General features: G+C 57.9%; 16 protein-coding genes and 1 pseudogene. 2 read left to right on the forward strand and 15 right to left on the reverse strand.

The window, feature by feature from the left end:
- Positions 1-28: 28 nt before the first annotated feature.
- Entirely contained in the window at positions 29-250 is a 222-nt protein-coding gene (gene rpmB, locus AB1644_09350) for a 50S ribosomal protein L28 (protein ID MEW6051249.1), read from the forward strand.
- 85 nt (positions 251-335) lie between these two features.
- On the opposite strand, the gene AB1644_09355 is transcribed toward rpmB, so the two are convergent.
- The 15 genes and pseudogenes from AB1644_09355 to mraZ all read right to left on the reverse strand — a co-directional run bounded on the left by AB1644_09355 (position 336) and on the right by mraZ (position 17,991).
- On the reverse strand, positions 336-1,103 hold the full coding sequence (locus tag AB1644_09355) for a flagellin (protein MEW6051250.1): 768 nt from the start codon (positions 1,101-1,103) through the stop codon (positions 336-338).
- Between the two features lie 601 nt (positions 1,104-1,704).
- A pseudogene (gene ftsZ / locus AB1644_09360) lies at positions 1,705-2,730 on the reverse strand (cell division protein FtsZ).
- Positions 2,731-2,762: 32 nt separating this feature from the next.
- Positions 2,763-3,986: a cell division protein FtsA gene (gene ftsA, locus AB1644_09365; GenBank protein ID MEW6051251.1), complete on the reverse strand. Its 1,224-nt coding sequence runs from the start codon at positions 3,984-3,986 to the stop codon at positions 2,763-2,765.
- Complete coding sequence (locus tag AB1644_09370) at positions 3,979-4,983, reverse strand: hypothetical protein (protein ID MEW6051252.1); 1,005 nt, start codon at positions 4,981-4,983, stop codon at positions 3,979-3,981. The genes ftsA and AB1644_09370 overlap by 8 nt, the downstream gene beginning before the upstream one ends.
- A 23-nt stretch (positions 4,984-5,006) precedes the next feature.
- On the reverse strand, positions 5,007-6,440 hold the full coding sequence (gene murC, locus AB1644_09375; GenBank protein MEW6051253.1) for a UDP-N-acetylmuramate--L-alanine ligase: 1,434 nt from the start codon (positions 6,438-6,440) through the stop codon (positions 5,007-5,009).
- Positions 6,437-7,585 (reverse strand): undecaprenyldiphospho-muramoylpentapeptide beta-N-acetylglucosaminyltransferase, encoded by a 1,149-nt coding sequence (gene murG, locus AB1644_09380; protein ID MEW6051254.1) that lies wholly within the window; start codon positions 7,583-7,585, stop codon positions 6,437-6,439. Before murG ends, murC begins: the two co-directional genes overlap by 4 nt.
- Positions 7,582-8,682 carry a putative lipid II flippase FtsW gene (gene ftsW, locus AB1644_09385; protein MEW6051255.1) on the reverse strand — a complete coding sequence of 367 codons (1,101 nt, stop codon included), beginning with the start codon at positions 8,680-8,682 and terminating at the stop codon, positions 7,582-7,584. Before ftsW ends, murG begins: the two co-directional genes overlap by 4 nt.
- On the reverse strand, positions 8,666-10,054 hold the full coding sequence (gene murD / locus AB1644_09390; protein ID MEW6051256.1) for a UDP-N-acetylmuramoyl-L-alanine--D-glutamate ligase: 1,389 nt from the start codon (positions 10,052-10,054) through the stop codon (positions 8,666-8,668). Before murD ends, ftsW begins: the two co-directional genes overlap by 17 nt.
- Positions 10,051-11,139 carry a phospho-N-acetylmuramoyl-pentapeptide-transferase gene (gene mraY, locus AB1644_09395; protein MEW6051257.1) on the reverse strand — a complete coding sequence of 363 codons (1,089 nt, stop codon included), beginning with the start codon at positions 11,137-11,139 and terminating at the stop codon, positions 10,051-10,053. The genes murD and mraY overlap by 4 nt, the downstream gene beginning before the upstream one ends.
- The gene (gene murF, locus AB1644_09400; protein ID MEW6051258.1) at positions 11,139-12,524 is read right to left on the reverse strand and encodes a UDP-N-acetylmuramoyl-tripeptide--D-alanyl-D-alanine ligase; all 1,386 of its coding nucleotides are present in this window, start codon (positions 12,522-12,524) and stop codon (positions 11,139-11,141) included. The genes mraY and murF overlap by 1 nt, the downstream gene beginning before the upstream one ends.
- A 5-nt stretch (positions 12,525-12,529) precedes the next feature.
- Complete coding sequence (locus AB1644_09405) at positions 12,530-13,996, reverse strand: UDP-N-acetylmuramoyl-L-alanyl-D-glutamate--2,6-diaminopimelate ligase (protein MEW6051259.1); 1,467 nt, start codon at positions 13,994-13,996, stop codon at positions 12,530-12,532.
- Positions 13,997-14,020: 24 nt separating this feature from the next.
- Complete coding sequence (locus AB1644_09410; GenBank protein MEW6051260.1) at positions 14,021-16,099, reverse strand: penicillin-binding transpeptidase domain-containing protein; 2,079 nt, start codon at positions 16,097-16,099, stop codon at positions 14,021-14,023.
- A complete protein-coding gene (locus tag AB1644_09415; GenBank protein ID MEW6051261.1) occupies positions 16,096-16,590 on the reverse strand; it encodes a cell division protein FtsL in 495 nt (164 codons plus the stop codon). Before AB1644_09415 ends, AB1644_09410 begins: the two co-directional genes overlap by 4 nt.
- Before the next feature lie 2 nt (positions 16,591-16,592).
- Positions 16,593-17,537, reverse strand: a complete 945-nt coding sequence (rsmH, locus tag AB1644_09420; protein MEW6051262.1) for a 16S rRNA (cytosine(1402)-N(4))-methyltransferase RsmH — start codon at positions 17,535-17,537, stop codon at positions 16,593-16,595.
- Positions 17,518-17,991: a division/cell wall cluster transcriptional repressor MraZ gene (gene mraZ / locus AB1644_09425; protein ID MEW6051263.1), complete on the reverse strand. Its 474-nt coding sequence runs from the start codon at positions 17,989-17,991 to the stop codon at positions 17,518-17,520. Before mraZ ends, rsmH begins: the two co-directional genes overlap by 20 nt.
- Positions 17,992-18,424: 433 nt before the next feature.
- On the opposite strand from mraZ, the gene AB1644_09430 reads away from it, so the two are divergent.
- On the forward strand, positions 18,425-20,737 hold the full coding sequence (locus AB1644_09430) for a C25 family cysteine peptidase (GenBank protein ID MEW6051264.1): 2,313 nt from the start codon (positions 18,425-18,427) through the stop codon (positions 20,735-20,737).
- Positions 20,738-20,743 lie beyond the last annotated feature (6 nt).

Here is a 20,743-nt window from a genome sequence, read left to right on the forward strand (position 1 = left end):
CTTTTGTAGAAGGAGCGACCACAGGACTATGGCCAAAGTTTGTGATATTTGCGGGAAAAAGCCGCTCAGCGGTCATCGGGTCTCACACGCCCACAACATCACCAAGCGACGCTGGATGCCGAATCTGCAGGAAGTCCGCGCGTATGTCAACGGAGTTCCCAAACGGCTTACGGTGTGCACGTCGTGCCTGAAGGCCGGCAAGGTCATCAAGAACGCGCAGGTCAAAACGGCAAAGCCGGCAGCGGCATGACATAAGGGGCGTCCCCCGGGTAATCTTGCCTTCGGCCCAGTTTACTCACCGCCCGGTCCCACGGGCGGTTTTCATTTATCCACCATCAACGCTTGAAAAGGTTGGCAATTTCACTACCGAGCATAGTCGAATGCGCCAGCATGGCAAGCGTGGCTTTTGTTTGTATCATACCGGCTACGAAATTGGAGTAGACGTCCGCGAAATCGGCATCGCGCAGCCGTGATTCGGCCGCGATCAGATTCTCTCGCGTAACTTCGAGCGAATCGCGACGCGACTCAAGGCCATATTTCTGCTCCGAGGCCAGATGTATCTCAACGGCGTCAAGTTCGCGTGTCGCCTCATCGATGATGGTCAGCGAATCCACAGCAAGGCTTCCGGATGACAGGTCCACCCCTGTCAACTCGCCGATATTGGCCAGCGCTCCGTCGTGCGTGCCGAACAGAAGCTGCCCGCCATACTCGGCACTGCGCACCGTGCGGTTGTAGCTCTCCACTAGAGCAGCGGCAGATGTCACAAAGGCTTCCTGGACCACCGGGTCGTTGCCCCCTTCGTTGGCGGCTCCGACCGCCAATGCTCGAAGCTCCCGCAATTGATCGTGCAATCCCAAGGTGGTTGAAGACGCAGCCTGATAGCGGCCGATCGACTGCGAGATCGATTCGATCTCGGCATTGAGCGAAGCGATCCGGCTGCGAAGCTGCTCGGATATAACCAGTCCTGCGGGGTCATCGGCGGCCGAGTTAATACGCCAGCCTGATGACAACTGCTGCAAGGCGCTGAACATGCGCGCATACGCCGAGCGGATAGCCGAAAGGCTGGGTCTGGCGGTATGGTTCGAAACAAGCGAACTCATCATAACCCCTCCCGGTGTGGGTGTCATGGTGTCGAGTAACAAATCCACAATAGCGAAGGCAAACCAGGTGCCTTCCCGACCGTCATTTGTATCACTTTGGATACTTTGAGGTTATGCACCGTCCGGAAATCGCGTTTTGAAAAAGTGATCAGACTTCATGGGGAAATGACCATACTATGGTGTCAGTCCATGACAAAGGGGAAATAGTAGCGCCGCCGGTAGGGTAGTTTGACCGGCGGCGCCGTTGAGGAACCAAACACCGTTGGGTTGATACAGTTGCGCTATATCAGTTGACCTGTTTGGTGATCAACATCTTGTCAAGTCGGCTTGCTTATCTCTATCTGTTCTGATCCAATCGCCGGATGTAGGCCGGAATGGTCCTGTCGTCCTCGCTGAAGATCGGCACGCGATGCCGGGTGTTGCCATTGCCGTTGCCGCCGGTCGGATGCGTCGATGTGCTGCTGAACATGGCGCTAGCGGCAATCGTGGTTTCCTGCGATTCGGAGGCTACCGCCTCCACCGGCTCGATAATTGTCGGAAGTGGACCGGGCGCGTGGTGCACTTCGGTGAAAGTCTCTTCGGGGAACAGAGAGATAGTCTTTCCCGGCTTCATCTCCTCGACTTTGCGTTCTTCGACCTTGACCGGCTCCTTCTTGGTTTCGCCGAGTCCGGTGGCGATCACCGTCACGCGCATCTTGCCGGGCATGGTGGGATCGATGACAGCGCCAAAAATGATGTTGGCGTCGGCGCCGGCCTGTTCATAGATCAACGATGTCGCGGTGTTGACATCGAACAGCGTCATGTCCTCGCCACCGGTCACGTTGATAAGGACACCGCGCGAGCCGCACAGAGAGACATTGCCGAGCAGCGGCGAGGAGATGGCGGCGCGGGCGGCATCGATAGCTTTGTCCTCACCTTCGCCCGATCCGGTCCCCATCAGAGCATCCCCCATTTCGAGCATAACCGTACGGACATCGGCGAAATCGCAGTTGATCAGGCCCGGGATCGTGATGAGGTCGGAGATCCCTTTGGTGGCCTGGTGGAGAACATCATCGGCCGTGGCGAATGCCTCGGTGAGCGTGGTGTTCTTGTCGACGATCTCCAGGAGACGTTCATTGGGGATAGTGATGAGCGTATCGACTTTTGATTTCAACTCAGCCAATCCCTGAAGAGCGCGGACAGAGCGCTTGTTCCCCTCAAAGCGGAATGGGGTGGTGACAATGGCCACGGTGAGCGCGCCGGACATTTTGGCGATCTCGGCCACGAGCGGTGCCGCACCGGTACCGGTACCACCTCCCATACCCGCCGTGATGAACACGAGGTTGGGGGTGCCGATCTCACGTGCCACTTCCTGGCGGCTTTCTTCGACGGCACGCCGTCCCACATCGGGGTTGGCGCCGGCGCCGAGGCCATTGGTGGTTTCACGTCCGATCTGAATTTTCTTCTCTGCCAGATTCTGGTCGAGCACCTGGGCATCGGTGTTGATGGCGATGAACTCGACACCGCGCAGGTTGGCTGCGATCATGCGATTGATCGCGTTGCCGCCGGCGCCGCCGACGCCCACCACTTTGATGTTGGCGTAGCCGACATAATCGGCCGCAAAATTGAACTGATGCTTGTGGTCCAACATGTCCGATTCCTCCTTGAATCAAACTACCCTATTTAGAATTTGTCTGTTATCCAGCTCTCGACACGTTTCCACCAGCCGCGAACGGCCCCCTTGCGCGAACCGATGGACGGCTCGTGGCCGAAACCATACAGGAGCAAGCCATGCGCGGTGGTGTACCGCATGCTGTTAAGTTCGTCCGGAATATGGGAGAATCCGCGGATCGTCCCGGTCCGGACCGGCATATCGAATATCTGTTCGGCAAGTTCCACCGTGCCCGGCAGAAGCGCGCCGCCGCCGGTGAGGATCATGCCGGCCGCCGCTGTGTCGCCACGATGCACGTTCTTGAGTTCCCGTGCGACCAGCGACAGTATCTCCTCCATGCGGGGCTCTATGATCGAGGCAACCACGTTGCGGGAGATATCGCGGCTGGCACGCCCGGCAATCCCCTGTACGTTTATCAACTCTTCCGGGTCCACCTGCGAGGCCAGGGCGTTGCCGTAGATGATCTTGATCTCCTCCGCCTGGTCGAGTGGTGTCCTGAGGCCGATCGCGATATCGCTGGTGACATTCTTACCGCCAAGTGAGACAACAGCGGTATGCCTGATGGAGCCGTCGTAGAAAAGCGCGATCGTGGTGATATCACCGCCCAGATCGACGATGATCGCGCCGCTGTCCAACTCGTCATCGGTCAGCAGCGCCTGCGACAAGCCGAGCGCTTCGAGCACGATATGGTCCACGCCGAGTTTGCACCGCTCCAGCGACCGGTAGATATTGCGTGCGGTGGTGACCGAGGCCGTCACCAGATGCGCCTCGACCTCAAGTCGCACGCCCGACATCCCCACCGGGTCCTTGATGCCTGTCTGTTCATCGACCGAGAATTCCTGCGGGATGACATGGATGATCTCGCGGTCGACCGGAATCGCCACCGTTCGGGCCGCTTCAATTGCTTTGGCGACGTCGGCCGATGTCACCTCGCTATCCGACCGGCTCACCGCCACGACACCGTGGCTATTGATAGACCGGACATGCTCGCCGGCGATCCCCACGCTCACGCGGTCGATCTCCGTGCCCGAGACCATCTGAGCATCCTCGATCGCTTTGCGAATTGAACGCACGGTTTTGTCCATATCGACAACCACGCCCCGGCGCAGCCCCTCGGCAAGAGACTGGCCATGCCCAATGACATAGATGTCTCCCTTTTCATCCATCTCTCCGACCAGGACGAATATTTTCGTGGTGCCCACATCGAGAGCGGCAATGATGCGCTCGTCAGCCATTCGATTTGGCCTTTCCCGCGCCGGAATGAGTATTTCCCGAAGGGGTTTTCTTCGGGGGCTTACTCGGGGCAGCATTCTTGCCGGACGGTTTCTTTACGATCTTCGACCTGGCGCCTGATGAATCTGCCTTTTTGGTCGAGGGTCTTTCCGCCGGTTGTGCGGTAATCTTTTTGGAGGCGGGCGTTTTTGATTGCGATGCCGCCGACTTCAATGCGCCCGCTTGAGACAGCGGCTGCCTTGTCACTGTGGACGCGATTGTGCCTGAGTCGCCGACCTGAGCGGCGCCCTTTTTCTTTTTCTCCGGCTGTGCCTCACGCACGATCATATTGTCATAGCGAAGATCGAACACCGAAGCGGTGAACAGATCCGCCTGGTATCGCTCGGCGAAACTGACAAACTCATCCAGTCGCTCGAGCAGCCGGTCAGCGTGAACCTTGAGCAGACAGGGCAGGCCGGAAACGCGGATGGTCAGGTAATCGGGGTGGCTGCAATCCACTTCGTTGATCAGCCGGTATAGCTGTGGATGCCGGTCACGAATCGCCAGGAGTTGCGGGACGATCAGGCTCACGCGTGCATCGGTGCTGTAGCTGTACATGCGAATCACGGCGGCGCCGGTGATAAACGGTTGTTCCCAATCGGGCGGTGCGTTCTTGTCCAACGGCACGACGCGGCCCGAAGCATCCAGCCCATACAGGATGCCGATATTAGCATCGAGAATGACACACACCGCTGTCAGGTCATTGGTTTCGATTCGGAGCATGTTGGGCAGCACGTAGTCAATGTTCACCGAACGGATCCCTTGTTGGGTCAGGAGTGCATCCGCCACACTGTCGACCGGTTGTTGCAGGATGGTGGCCGAGCGGCGAAGCCCCAATTGCCTGTCCCACGCCGGCACCCTCTCACCGTTAAGTGTGACGGCCTTGAGCTCGCACAACTCGGTGTAGCGCACGGCGAGAATGAGCGCCAGCGAACTTACCAGGAGTATGCCAGTGAGCAAGCGAATTTCCCGCGACACGTCTCTTATGCCCCTTGCAATCGATCCAATATGATTTTCTTAATATGGGTGATGGAGCCGGCCCCGATTGTGAGTACGATATCACCCGGTTTAGCTATCTTAAGAACTGCTTCGACGGCATGTTCCTTAACGCCGACATAACTGAAATCGCCGATCCCTTTGGTTGCTGCCGCCAGGCGAATCGTATCCGACGTGACGCCCGGAATCGGGAGTTCTCGGGCCGGATAAATGTCGGTCAGGATGCATTTGTCCGCCAATGCCAGAGCCTCGGCGAATTCATTGACGAACTGCTTGGTGCGGCTGAACAGGTGCGGCTGGAATATCGCGATGATCCTGCGCCCCGGATACAGGTCGCGGGCAGCCGTCAGCGTCGCCCGAAGCTCGGTCGGATGGTGCGCGTAGTCATCCACGACCATCACGCCGTTGGCTTCGCCTATGATCTCAAACCGGCGACCAACACCGCGGAAACTGCGAAGCGCATCGGCGATGGCCACGAAAGGTACATCGAGTTCTCTGGTCGTAGCGATGGCTGCCAGGGCATTGGCCATATTGTGCCGTCCCGGAACCCGCAGGATGATCTCACCCAGCAGTTCTTCGCGATGATAGACCGAGAACGTCGTGCGGCCCGCTCCCATCTGGATGTTGACCGGTCGATAGTCCGCCTGTGGCGTAAGGCCGAACGTGGCGTACGGCCGAGCGATCCGGTCGCGGAAACTGCGGGTGTTGGGATCGTCGGCTGAAATAATGGCCGAACCGTAGAACGGCACCCGGTTGATGTACGTCAGGAACGCATTTCTGAGATCATCCATGCCGTCGTAGCATTCCAGATGATCCGGCTCCACGTTGAGCACCACCGCCATGCTGGGGAACATGGAGAGAAACGACTTGTCGTACTCGTCAGCTTCGGCCACCAGGTAGTCGCCGCTGCCCAGTGCGGCGCCGGTGCCGAGCTCCGCTACCACGCCACCCACGATGAGCGTCGGGTTGAGATTCGCCTGCTGGAGTATGCGGCCGATCATCGAAGTGGTGGTGGTCTTGCCGTGCGTGCCGGCCACGCCAATCGAGAATTTGAGACGCATCAACTCACCAAGCATCTCGGCGCGTTTGATCACCGGGATGCCGTGCCTTTTGGCCTCGATTACTTCCGGGTTGTCCTGGCCGATGGCCGACGAAATAACCAGAACATCGACTTCGCGGACATTGGCGGCATCGTGCGAGTCGTTGATGCGAATCCCCTTGGACTTGAGATACTCCGTGATCTCGCTTGGGGTACCGTCCGAACCGCCGACCTGATAACCCAGATTGTGCAGGATCTCGGCGATACCGGACATACCGGCGCCGCCGATGCCGACGAAATAGAGTCGCTTGAATCGTCCAAACATTATCTTGTCACTCTGGAAGCGGTGAACGGTTTTGCTGAGCGTGGTGTCAAGTGTCAAGCCTCTTCTCCCTTTGTCTCCGGCCCGGAGATCAGTTGAATGATTTCTTCTGCGATCATATCGACAGCCGGTGTGCGGCCCTGATTGTTCTGTCTCATCCGCTCCCGCATCCGCGCCGCCTCGCCGTTGGCAAGCAGGTCATTCGCACTATCAACGAGGTCGATGCCCGGCAGCTCGTTCTCCTCGACCACCACCGCATACCCATTGGCGGAGAAGGCGGCGGCGTTCTTGCGTTGGTGGTCCCCGGCGGCGTGCGGATACGGTACCAATACGGCAGGGACTGCGCACGCCTCCAGTTCGGCCATGGTGATAGCTCCGGCTCGGGCGATCGCGATGTCCGCTGCGGCATACACCAGTTCCATCCGATTCTCAAAGGGGAAAAGAGAGTGACCGTGAACCTTCTCACCCGCTGATGCGATTACATCCGTGTAACCTCTTTTCCCCGTTTGCCACAAGAGTTGAATGTCTGAGTTGCCCGACAACCTGCCAAGTGAGTTCAGGACGGCCTGATTGATCGCTAGTGCTCCCTGGCTGCCACCCAGAACGAGAATTGTCTTCTTATTTGCATCGAGATTAAACGCGCGTTGCGCCTGAGCTCGATCACCGCCCGCGATATTTCGACGCACCGGATTGCCGGTGATCAGCACTCGGGCCTCAGTCTTGAGATACTCGGCTCCTTCTTCAAATCCCAGGAATATCCGCTGGGCATGCGGCGCCAACTGTCGCGTGCTGATACCTGGGAACGAATTCTGCTCTTGCAGCACCAATGGTATGTTTCTGCTTGCAGCCATTCGCCCGATCGGAAGACAGACATAGCCGCCGGTGGCTACCACGAGGTGCGGTTTGAATTTCGCCAGGAACGCCGACGAACGCCAAAGCGCCATCAGAAACACGAATGGCACTAACAGATTCTTGAGAGTCAGGGAGCGGGCCAGACCCCACACGGTGATGATATGCAGCGGGTAGCCAAGCGTGTCGCGCACGCGATATTCGATACCACGTTTGGTGCCGATAAACACGATCTCGACTTTCATTCGGGATTGCAGCAGCTCTTTTACTCGGTCGGCAATGGCGACCGCCGGGTACAGATGCCCGCCGGTACCACCGCCTGCAAAGACCAGACGCGCGACTCTTGGGGAATTCATGACACCGGCCTCTTTCTTGACAAGTTCAAGAGAACCGCGATGGCCGCGCTTGAGACAAGCAAAGACGATCCACCATAGCTGATGAACGGCAGCGGGACGCCGGTGACTGGAAGTATGGCGGTCACCACGCCGACATTTACGGCGATGTTGATAAACAGGGTCCAGGTCATACCGGAAGCGAGCAGATAGCCGAACTTGTCCGGCTGTGAGGTGGCGATCTTGAAGCCGCGATACAGGACGAAGAACAAGAGGCAAAGGATGAAGAGCAGGCCGATGAATCCGATCTCTTCGCCCGTGGCGCTGAAGATGAAGTCCGTGTGTGGATACGGCAGGAAAAACAACTTCTGCCGCCCTTCGCCGAGTCCGGTGCCGAGCAAACCGCCTGATCCCAGCGTGAGGGCCGATTGCTTCACCTGGTAACTCCCCATAAGCGGATCCATGACGGCATCGACGTGGTCGATGATACGAGCCCGCTTGTACCCCAGCACGAACACGACCAGCGCCGCCAGCCCGGCCAGGGGCAGGGTGGCGGATATGAGATGCTTCCACCGCATCCCGGCCAGAAAAAACAGGCCGAGTGCAGTAACCGAGACCAGAATGACCATGCCGAGATTCGGCTCGAGCATGATCAGCAGTAAACCGGCGCCTATCAGCGGCCCGTACGGCATAAGCAACTGCTTCAGATTGGTCAGGTCACGCTGCGGGTTGGCCAGCGAAAAGGCCAGGTAGCAGATCATAACGAATTTGAAGATCTCGGACGGTTGCATCGTAAGCGGTCCGAACATCAGCCAGCGGTGAGCGTCGTTGCGTGCCGGCATCAGAAAAACCAGCGACAAGAGCCCGAGTGAAACAAACAGCGCCGGGACCGACCAGACCGCGAGTTTTCGCAGATCGAGACGGACGATCAGGAACATTGCCACCAGCGACAAGAGCGTCCAAACCGCCTGATTGCGCAGAAAATGCAGGTGCGAACCGAAACGACTGTCGGCCATGATGGATGAGGTCGAATAAACCATGACCAGGCCAACCGCCACCAACAGCAGATAGGCCAGGAGCAGCGGTTCGTCGAACCGACGGCTGTCAGGATACGGTCTCACCCTTCTTCTTCCCGTTCTTCAGTGATGCGACCGCCGCTTTGAACACGCGACCGCGATGTTCGAAATTCTCAAACATGTCGAAACTGGCACAGGCCGGCGAGAGAAGCACTGTTTCGCCCGGGTGTGCCTGATCGAATCCTTTGGCCACTGCTTCTTCGAGGCTCTCCGCGAACACCACCGGAAATGTTCTTCCGAGCGCGTTGAAAATCTTTTCTCTCGCCTCGCCGATCACGATCAATCCGCGAATGACCTTCTTACCTGCTTCGACAATCGGCATGTAACTCCCCCCTTTGTCCCGTCCGCCGAGTATCAGGTAGGTGGGCTGGGTCATGGAGCGAAGCGCCACACATACGGAGTCCACGTTGGTCGCTTTGGAATCATTGATGAATGTCACTCCCGCCACGGTGCCGGCCCGTTCGAGGCGGTGTTCCACGCCGGCGAAACTCGCCAATACGCCGGCGATGACACGGGGTGGGATCTCGAACGGCAACGTGCACGCCAGAGCCGCAGCCGCATTCTGGAGGTTGTGCGGTCCCGGGATCGCAATTTCCGATGTCGTGCAGATAGCTCCCTCGCGGCCGCCAAACCGAAACCACAGCCGTCCGTCGCGCACGAAAGTGGCGGCATTGTCGTTTTCGCGCGTGGAGAACGTCATGCGAGTGGCTTTCGTCTCCGGTCGACTCGCCACGGACTCCGGGTCTTCACCGTTCAGAATGAAGTAATCATCGGCCGATTGGTTCTCCGCGATCCGGAATTTGGTCTTTCGATACTCGACCATCGAGCCATGGCGATCCAGATGATCGGGGGTGATATTCAGGATCGCGGCGACATGAGGTCTGAAATCGGCGACCGTTTCGAGTTGGAAACTGGACACTTCGACCACCGCGACACCGTTGGGTGGGACCTGGTCGGCCACCTCAGTGAACGCCAGACCGATATTGCCACAGACAAACGTGCTGAACCCGCCCGCTCTGAACAGCTCCCCGGCAAGCGTGGTGGTGGTGGTCTTGCCGTTCGTGCCGGTTATCGCCACGATGGCACCGCGGCAGACCCAGGATGCGAACTCCAACTCGGAAAAAACCGGGAGTCCTTTATGGAGAGCTCGTGTGATAATCTCCGCCTTCAGTGTGACACCCGGCGAGACAACGAGGTAGTCTGAATTCAGGAGCAGATCGGTGTGACCACCCACTTCAAAGGGGATACCGGCTTCTCTCAGACCTGCCATTTGCGCGGCCAGCTTTTCGGCCGGAGCCGTATCGGAGACAAACGGAATACCACCAAATCGTTTGGCGAGATGCGCCGCCCCCAGACCCGACCGGGCCATGCCGACAATGCCAATTCGTCGCTCTTTAATCCGTTCTTGTATAGTCATCGTATCTTCAATGTCGCCAGGGTTGCCAGCGCGAACATCGCGCCGATGATCCAAAACCGTACGACTACTTTCGTTTCTGACCATCCGGACAGTTCAAAATGATGATGTAGCGGTGCCATTTTGAATACCCGCTTGCCGCCACGATACCGATAGGAAATGACCTGAATGATGACCGACAAAGCGGTCAGCACAAATACGCCACCGACAATGCCCAGCAGCAGCTCCTTCTTGACGAGTATAGCCATAGCGCCAAGAGCGCCGCCGAGCGCAAGCGACCCGGTGTCTCCCATAAACACTTCCGCCGGATGGGAATTGAACCACAGAAATCCCAGCGAGGAACCCAGCGCCGCCCCGCAGAAGATCGCCAGCTCTCCCGCGCCGGGGAGATATTCAACCTGCAGATAATTGGAATAGTCCACACGACCGGTCACGTAGACGATCCCGCCGAAGGCCACAAAGCAGATCGCACACAATCCGATAGCCAAACCATCGAGTCCATCTGTCAGATTCACCGCGTTCGAGGAACCAGTGATCACCAGCATGATCCACGGGATATAGAGTATCCCCAGATTAAGCATGAAGTTCTTGAAAAACGGGATGCTCGTGGTGCCGTCGTATTGGCCGTCGGGTGCGACATAGGCAAGCAGCAGCCCGAATATCAATCCCAGTGCCAATTGGCCGGTAAATTTCTTGCGCGCCACCATGCCGCCGGGCTGCTTCTTGATCGCTTTGAGATAGTCATCCATGTAGCCGAGCAAACCGAGCCAGGCTGTGACCAAAAGGACCATCAACACGTAAAAATTGCTCAGGTTGGCCCACAGCAGCGTGGGGATGATAATGCCGGCGAGAATGATAAGTCCCCCCATCGTTGGTGTGCCGGCTTTTGCCTTATGGCTCTGCGGACCCTCTTCGCGGATATTTTCCCCTATCTGGTACTTCTTGAGGAGTCGTATGAAAAACGGACCCAGAAGCAGGCATATGATCAGGGCGGTCACCACTGCGCCGGCGGTGCGAAACGTGATATACCGGAACAGATTGAAGCCGGTGAAATACTGCGTGAGCGGCACCAGGAGGTGGTACAGCATTATTGCATCCCTCCCTGCTTCTGCCATGATTCGAGTATCGCTTCCAGCCCGATCCCACGCGAACCTTTCAGGTACACCAGGTCGTCTGCTTTCAGTAGTCCGGTCAGTGCCTCGGCACAGGCTGCGGCATTCGTGAAGTGCTTGAGCAATTCTCGCGGCACGCCATGCGAAGCGGCCTCATCGCGAGTGTGCACCGACATGGGGCCGACCAGGAGCGCGAGATCAATGGTCTGATCGGCCAGGAGGCGGCCGATTTCACGATGCAGTTGCTCGCTATCCGAGCCAAGCTCCAGCATATCGCCGAGCACGATGAGACGCCGGCCACGCGAGAGCACCTGCGCAAACGACTGAAGGCCCAGCTTCACTGATTCCGGATTGGCATTGTAACAATCAGCGATGAACGTAACGCCGTTCAGTACCACGTGCTGACCCCGCAGGGGAGCGGTGTCGAACTTGATGACAGTAGTGTCCATGTCGTCGAAGTCATACCCCATCGTCCGGCAGACCGCATAGCCGGCGAGGAGATTGTAGACCTGATGTTGGCCGAACAGCGGCATCAGAAACTGATGCCCCTCGACCGCTATCCGGGTGCCACCATCGGTATTCGTTGAAACTGAGTCAGGTCTGAACGAGGCGGTCGGTGACAGACCAAAGGTGATGATATCCTTGCGGATTTTGAGCGCAGCCGGAAGAAGCACCGGGTCATCCGCGTTGATTATCACAGGGACATCGGGGCGTGACGACGTCACCAATTCGAGCTTTGCTTTGGCTACCCCTTCGATCGAGCCAAGAAACTCCAGATGGGTAGCGCTGACATTCGTGATCACCACAACGTCCGGTCGGACTACCTGGGCCAACCGGGTCATTTCACCCGGGGTCGATATCCCCATTTCCATTACGGCGACACGTGTTTCCCTGGGCATGCCAAACAGCGCCAGCGGCGTACCAAAAGTGTTGTTCAGATTCCCCTGCGATTTGTAGACATCGGACTCCACCGCGCACAACAGCGCGTGGGTGATCTCTTTGGTGGTCGTCTTGCCGTTGGAACCCGTTATCCCGACGATTTCGGCACGGCAACTTTGACGATACTCCGAAGCCAACCGTATCATTGCTTCATGGCTGTTATGGACTGCAATAATCGCGACCGTGCGGGCGAGACTCCTGTTACCTGCGTACCGAGATTCCAGAACGATCCCCGCCGCCCCTTTATCGACCGCCTGCGAAATAAAATCGTGTCCGTCGACGCGTTCCCCCCTGATGGCGAAAAAGAGCTCGCCGGGGCGCAGAGTCCGGCTGTCGATCGACACGCCGGTAAACGTCTGGTCGGCCAGTGCCGTCGTTTGCAATGTACCCCCGCTCACGCGGGCTGCTTGATCGAATCGCAAACTGATCACCGCTCCTCTGCAATGTTGACGCCGGAGTAGCCCATACCGACGAGGCACTCTTTGGCCACTTCCATATCGCTGAAGGGGTGTCGCACCCCTTTGATCTCTTGATATGTCTCCGCCCCTTTGCCGGCCAACAGGACGGCGTCGCCCGGATTCGCCTTGCGGAGAATCGCCGCGATCGCCTCGCGGCGATCCGGGTGAATCTCGTAGTTTCGCCCGGTGAGTCCCGGCTTGATCTCTTCGATGATGGCAAGCGGCTCTTCGCTTCGCGGATTGTCACTCGTGACCACAACATGATCGGCGCTCGCCGTGGCAGCCTTCCCCATGAGCGGTCGTTTTCCTTTGTCCTTGTCGCCGCCGCAACCGAAGAGAAGGAGTATCCTGCCCTTGGTCACACCGCGGGCGGATTCACACAACCGCTCAAGGGCATCCGGTGTATGCGCAAAGTCGACAAATACTGCGAACGGCTGCCCCATTGAGATATGGTTGAACCGCCCCGGGATAGGCTCGGCCCGCTCCAATCCCGCCACAACACTCTCCAGGTCAACACCACAGGCGAATCCGCCGGCTGCTGCTGCTAGCGCGTTCATGAGGTTGAACCGTCCCGGCAGATGGTAATTGACCGTCCGCACACCCATCGGCGTTACCAGATCGAACGTGCTGCCGTCAGGGCGGATTTCGAAATCGCCGGCATAGATATCGGCCTTGCGATTCTGCAGCGAGTACGCCATGAACGCGCTGTTCACTTCGCCGAACAGCGCCTTGAACTCCGGCACGTCGAGATTGATCACCGCATAGCTCAGCGGACCTTCCAGCCGTTTGAGCAGAGTGGCCTTGACTCTGAAGTACTCTTCCATGGTACCGTGAAAATCGAGGTGGTCGCGGGTGAAATTGGTGAAGACCGCCACGCGGAAGCTGATATTGTCAACGCGGTGCAGTGCCAGGGCGTGCGACGACACCTCGACCACCGCGTTCACACAGTAGTTCTTGCGCATGAGGAACAGGAGTCGCTGCATATCGAGCGATTCGGGAGTGGTCCGTTCGGCCGCGAACCGCTCGGCGCCCGTGTCGTACAGGAGCGACGTGACCAGCCCGGTCCGTTTGCTGCGCGCCTCAAGGATCTTCTTGATCAGGTTACAGGTTGTGGTTTTGCCGTTCGTGCCGGTGACACCGCACACTTTGAGCCGCTGGCCGGGAAAGCCGTAGAATTTCGCCGCCACATATGACATCGCCTGCCGAACATTCTGCACCTGCACATACGCGCCTATGTCGCAGCTCTCGCGTTCGCCCATTACCGCCACCGCTCCGGCGCTCTTGGCCTGGTCCACATAGGCATAGCCGTCGGCACGATACCCTTTGATCGCCACGAACAGGGAATTCGGGCGGATCAAGCGGGAGTCGTATTCGATATTCTCGATCGCCACATCGGCGTTGCCGTGGAGCACCATTGATTCAAGACCTTCTGTCAATTCACGTAGCGTAATGACATCACCTCATAATGGCTGGCATTCCAGTTGACACATGGAGTCCGACCGGAGCGCTTCCCCCGCCGGAATCGACTGGCTGACCACGCGTCCATTCCCCTTGATCGTAAAACTTATACCGACATGCCGAAGCAGCGCCGACACCGTTCGCACCGGCAAACCGGTCATGTCAGGCATGTGGGCAACAGTGTCGGACGGCGACAGCAGGTGGACGACAACCTCTTCGCCCTTGAATATCAGTCGATTAGGAGCCGGATACTGCCAGATGACTGTTCCCGTGGTGTCTGCGGAACGGAGTTTAACCCCCCAGTATTCAGCCAGCTTGGCGGCAGACGCTATACTCCGGCCTACCAGATCGGGGGCTTGAATGGCGCTGTCCAGTCCGACCGGCTTTTGGGCGAGGTTGCCGCCATCGGTCGCAAACAGTTCCGGATTCAACGCGGCGTACCGCTCGGCGATGCGCCGGAATGTTGGACCGGAGGTGAGGCCACCGTAATGGATCGGTTGAGGGTCCACCAGAAGCACCACACCAGCAATGGCCGGCGACTGACACGGAAAGAACCCGGCGAAACTCCCCGCAAACCGATTCTTGAAATACCTGCCGGTCTCAAGGTCGGGCAGTTCCGCTGTTCCGGTCTTGCCGGCGATCTCAACGACTTTTGAGTTGACGACCTTGGCGGTTCCATTCTCGACGACGCCGCGAAGAAATGCTTTCAGCGAATCAAGCCCGCGGTTGCGCATAACCTCACCGATCACCTCTCGCGGCGCACTTGAGACGACGTATCCCTGATCACCGACCTGTCCCAGTATTAGCCGCGGTCGCACCAATTCGCCGCCGTTGGCAATGGCCGCAAAAGCTGACGCCAATTGAAGGGGGGTGACGGCGATGGAGTGACCCATGGCCACGGCGGCGATATTGTAGTCGGACCATTTCGACGGCGGCACCAGTCGTCCGGCTGCCTCGCCAGGCAGACCGCATTTCAGTCGCTTGCCAAAACCGAATCGGCGGTAGGTCTCAAATAACTCGTCCCCATCACGCTGTATCGCCCATTTGGCAATGCCGATGTTCGAGGACAGCTCAATGATCTCCCGAAAGTTCAACCAGCCGTGTTTCTTGTCGTCGTGAAGCGTTCTCCGCCCAAGCCCCCAGGCACCGTTCTCGCAGTATACCTGCTGAGTATAATCAACTTCGCCGGCGTCAATAACGCCGGCGGCGGTAAACGCCTTGAACACGGAGCCCGGCTCGAACTGGTCGCTGATCGCCCGGAGTTTGGTCGGCTTATCGCGGTTGGTTTCCGCCGGATCGAAATGACATATGGCCAGAATGTCACCGGCATTGCAGTCCAGATAGACGGCCATGCCGGCAGAGGCGTTGAAGGTGTCGACGGCGTGTTGCAGTTCCTGTTCAACTATATCCTGAAGCCGCCAATCAATCGTCAGTACCAGCGACGTTCCGGCGGTCGGCTTGATAAGAGCATGTTCGTCTACGCGATAGGTGTTGCGGAGACCATCGCGCCGAATATCGGCAAGCCCGGCCTGGCCCGCCATGAGCGAGTCGTACGCCAGTTCGAAGCCGGACTGTCCCTGGTTGTCAATATCCGTATAGCCGACGATCTGTTTGCCGACCAGACCAAACGGGTACTCCCGCTGGAAATCCTTGCGCAAATGTAATCCCGGTTGGGCATCGGCTTGCAGGCGGTTCGCTTCACCATCGGACAGGCGTCGCTTGATCCACCGGAATCGTTTGTTCTCGAGTTTGTACTCCCGCCTGGCTGTCCCTTCAGGCAGCTTGTAGAATCTGTCCAGATACCGCGCCACTGAATCGACTTCGGCCGGGCTGTCGGGATAGGCGTAGAGCGATGCTCCGATGACGTTCTTGGCCACCAGTTGTCCGTTGCGATCGTAGATAAGCCCCCGCTCGGCAGGGATAGTCAGCTTGCCGGAGGACTGCCGCTCTACGATGGCGCCGTACGGTTCCCTCAACAAGATCTGCAAGTGAACCAGACGCCCGACAAAAATCACGAAGCAGGTAATAACAAGGGCGAAGAGCAGACCAAGACGGCGGTTTTCCTGTTGGGTGCGACTCACTGGCCCGACCTCCCGGCGTTCACCGAATCGAATCTGATCGGCTTCAATTCGGCTGCCCCCGCCTGCGTCTCCGTGAGTACTGGGAGATATTCGGTCACTCGCTTTATCGATGTAATCATTTCGGCGAACTCGTCAGGACGGGTGCTGTCGCGCAGTTCTCGGACCAGCGTGAACACACGGTCCGGCGCGATCGGGGCCAGAGCGAGCGAATCGGCGGCGAACGATTCGATCCGAGAGGCCATGGAGAGCGCCGCGATTTCGGTCTGCACTTTCTTGGTGGCATCGACCAGCGACCGGTTTTCGGCCGCGAGATCACCGACTTCGCGAACCAATCGGATGACATGCACGCGCTGCCAGATATGCACGCACGCCACCAGCAGCACGGCGAAAAGCACCAGACCGATCGAGAAGTAAGGGTGTGAACGAAGACGCGTGAGAGGCGTCTCCCGCATTTCGAGGGTCTCTTTGAACTTTCGTACCGGCCCGGCCATTGTCAGACTTTCTCCGCCGCCCGCAGCTTGGCAGAGCGGGCTCGCGGATTGTTCCTCACCTCGGCAGGTTCAGGCGTAACAGGTTTTTTGGTCAGGAGGCGCAGTTGCGGCAGGCGGCCGCAGTCGCACACACCGATATCACGGTCGCAGTTGCACGCGGAACTCGACGCCGCTCGGAAGAACTGCTTGACGGTACGATCCTCAAGCGAATGATAGGAGATGACCACCAGCCGCCCCCCCACGTTCAACGTTCTCACGGCTGCCGGAAGGACTCGCGCAAGTTGGCCAAGCTCATCGTTGACGGCGATGCGCAGAGCCTGGAAGACACGGGCGAGCGATTTGGTTTGGTGGGGCGGATGAATTGTCTGTCGAACGACTGTCGCCAATTGCCGGGTGGTGAGGATCATATGCTTGCGTCTTTCCCTGACCAGCGCCTTGGCTATCCGCCGAGCCATCCGCTCTTCGCCGAAGTCGCTTATTATTGCTGTCAGTTTCCCTTCGTCGAGCGAGTTCACGAGATCGGCGGCGGAGTCACCGACCGACGGGTCAAATCGCATGTCCAACGGTCCGTCGTGCTGGTACGAAAATCCCCGCTGCGGGTCATCGATCTGCCTCGAGGAAATGCCCAGGTCCAGCAGGATGCCGTCGAACCCCTTCTCGTGTAACCGGCTCCGTTCAACACTCAGGTCGCCAAACGAAGCGTGCAAAACCTTTTTGAATTGACCAAACTGTTGGAGAGTCGCCGTGGCGTGTACGATCGCGGCAGGGTCCTTGTCCATCCCATACAACCGAGCCTGCTTCCCCAGTTTGGCAGCGAGCGCTTTCAGGTGCCCGCCACCACCAGCCGTCAGGTCGAGGTAGGCGCCATCAGGATCAGTGATGAGCAGCCCCACGACCGTATCGGCCAGGACCGGCTCGTGATAGGGATCAGCCTCCCGCGCGATCATGTCGTGTGAACAGTCTTTCCGCTACTTCCTCATAACTCCCGGCGTACTGCTCCAGGTACCCCAGCCACTTGCCCGGGTTCCATATCTCTACCGAACGATTCACTCCAATAATCAAAAGCTCCCGCTTGAGATCCGCCTCTTCGATTAAGTGCGAGGGGATTAGGATGCGACCCGTCTTGTCCGGCGACACGACCGTCGCTGCCGAATAGAAACGTCGACCGAAGAAACGAAAGTCGCGCTGTGTGAAATTCAGCGTCGACAAGCGCTGTTGTATTTCGTCCCACTCAATCTGGGGATACAGGCTCAGACATCCCTCCAGCCCTTTGGTCAACACCAGGTCTCCCTCCAGAAGCGGCTCCTCGGACAGCCCCCGCACGGCTCGTAATTTCGCGGGCAGTGCGAATCGACCTTTGTTGTCGAGAGTCGTTGGGTATTGTCCGTAGAACCCGGTCAAGGAATCCTCGCCACTTTGTCCCACTTTTGTCCGTTATCTGGTCTGATTATGGCACTCTTTCCCACCCAAGTCAAGTGCTTTTTGGAACTTGGTTCTGATTTTTTTTGAAATCGTAATTCAATACGGCGCAACGAATAACCAGTCACAGTTTTTTCATTTTTTTCATGCCATTGCCGCACATTGAGCACGCTGCACATCGATTTGACTTGACAACCACATTGAACTCGCTAAAGGCCAATTTGGTATTGGTTTAGTCCCAGTGTCTGTCCGGCCGGGTTACTGGAATTTCTTTCCCGTGTGCCAAAGTAGCGCTCTCTAATTCAATGCCGCGTAGTCGGTTTGAATTCCCTGTGTGTCAATATCGGCCTGTGCCTGCCCCGGCAAAGCTGTTGCGAATAGGGCAGCGGGTTCAACCTGAAACACGGGGTACACAGTGAGGAGAACGTTCGCGGCTGTCACAATTGCGCTCTGTCTGGCAAGCGGGAGTTGGGCCGAACTGCACACTATCGACATAGACCAGTATAGTCTTCATTTTGACGCGACTCAGATCTCGGTGCCGGACGGCAGCAATAAGTTGGCCGCAGTGGGCGCTGATGTTCGCCTTTCCATACTTTCGTTCGTCGTGCGTCTGCAGGACAGCGAACAGCTCTCATCCATTCGTTATCAAACGGCCGTACAGGAGACGCTCGGCGTCGTGAGTGATGCCAACGTATTGATCGACCAGCCAACGTCGATCGACAGCAGCTACGCCAGCCTGGCGCACCGTATTCCTGATTCGATGCGTCTTGGTCGGCGACCGGTTGTTGTTGAGGGTGAGACTGTACTCAACGGTGCTCGCTACGCAAGGCTGCTCGTGTTTCCGATCACAGTCGACTCAATGGGGCTGCTTCGCTCCAACCGTGCGATCGATCTGTATGTCGGGTCTCGGAAGATCGAGCCCGCAGACCTGATAGACGATGTGACATTTGCGGCAATCCAGTCAGCTGATAAGGCTGATGTCTCCCGTGCCGCCGACGCATCTGTTCTGGATTATGTCATTGTAACATCACGGGTACTGGCCGATGCGTTCGCACCTCTGGCCCAATATAAGAACGAAACCGGCATCAGAACGCAGATTGCAGCTATCGACAGCGTGCTGTCGCTGAATCCCGGTCGTGACGATGCTGAACGGCTGCGCGAATATTTCAAGCAGTTCTATGCTCAGGGGGGCCGATACGTGCTGTTGGGAGGAGACGGCCATATCCTCCCGACGCGACACGCATTCGATTTCAACGCCGACACGCTGCCGCATCTCGAAGAGCAGCAGGCGTGCGATTTATATTTCGCTGATCTGACAGGTGAATGGGACCGCGATAATGATGGTATCTGGGGAGAGCCGAGCGATGATCGCCCGGACCTGACTCCGGAGTTGTTTGTGGGCCGACTCCCGTTCGACAACATTCAACAGGTGACGAACTATGTCGAGAAGCTGAGCGAGTACGAGACGAATCCGGGATTCGGTGATCCCACCTATCTGGGGCGAGCGTTCTTCTTCTCGTCCGATCAGATGCGTGACTACTCCGGCGGGCAGCACAACCGGATCGCCGAAGTCTATCCCGCCACCATCACGGTTGACACGACATCTGGTGTCGAGCAGAGTAGTGGTAGTGATCCCGCACCTTACAATTTGCCTGCGGCAGAGCTACTCCCGGTGCTTTCGCAGGGGTACGGGATTGTCAATATTATCGCTCACGGCATGGCCACGAAATTCGGCGTGCGCAGCTCAGGCTATAACAACGCCCCGAGTTCGGCGTTTCGCACGGATACCACGGTGGTTGGCCTCGATCAGATCACTCGTCTCGACGCCAATCATCGCACATCACTGTACTATTCGTTGGCCTGCGACAACGGCGCTTTCGATAAGAACCTCCCGCCCTTCAATGCCGACCAGATGTGCGTGGCGACAGCTCTTCTCGCGCTCAAAGATGCCGGTGCGATTGCTTTTGTGGCCAATAGCAGATGGGGGTGGGTTGGATCAAGCTATCTGCTGCAACGGAGCTTTTTCGATTCGCTGTTGGCCCATCCGGATCGCCCCGCCGTTCAGGCAATGTACGGAGCCAAAGCGGAGCATTATTACTATCGCGACGTTGTATACGGTCAGTGCTTCTTCGGCGACCCCACTCTCAAGATCTACAACCGCGTGCCCGACCGGCTGGCGGTCACCGTTTCAGCCATCTATGATTCTCTTGTTGTGTCGGTAACCGCACTGACATCGCCTATTATCGGCTGCAGTGTCTTTGTTTCCCTTGACGGCACAGTCATCAAGACCGGCGTTACCAACACTGTGGGAGAAGTGGCGTTCGTGAACGATCTTGCCCTGGGCAGCCGCTATATGGTCTCAGCAATTCGACCGGGCGGCACGGTGGGACAAGCGTCCTACACGCCCGGCATAGCCACCGATGTTGCCGACGAATCGGAGACGATTCCGGACCGGTTCTCCCTTGCTCAGAATTATCCAAATCCGTTCAATCCAAGCACGGTCATTTCGTATGAATTGCCGCGCGCCTCGCAGGTCACGCTCACGGTTTACAACCTTCTCGGCCAGGTCGTGCAGACACTGCGCACGGGATCGGAGACTGCCGGACAGCATCAGATCGTCTGGAACGCCAGGGACGGCGAAGGACGTGAGTTTTCGAGTGGGACATATTTCTACAGGCTTGAAGCCGACGGCTTCAGCCAAACCCGTAAGATGATGCTGGTGCGGTGAGGCCGC

Source organism: Candidatus Zixiibacteriota bacterium (assembly GCA_040753875.1).
Lineage (GTDB): Bacteria > Zixibacteria > MSB-5A5 > GN15 > FEB-12 > DATKJY01.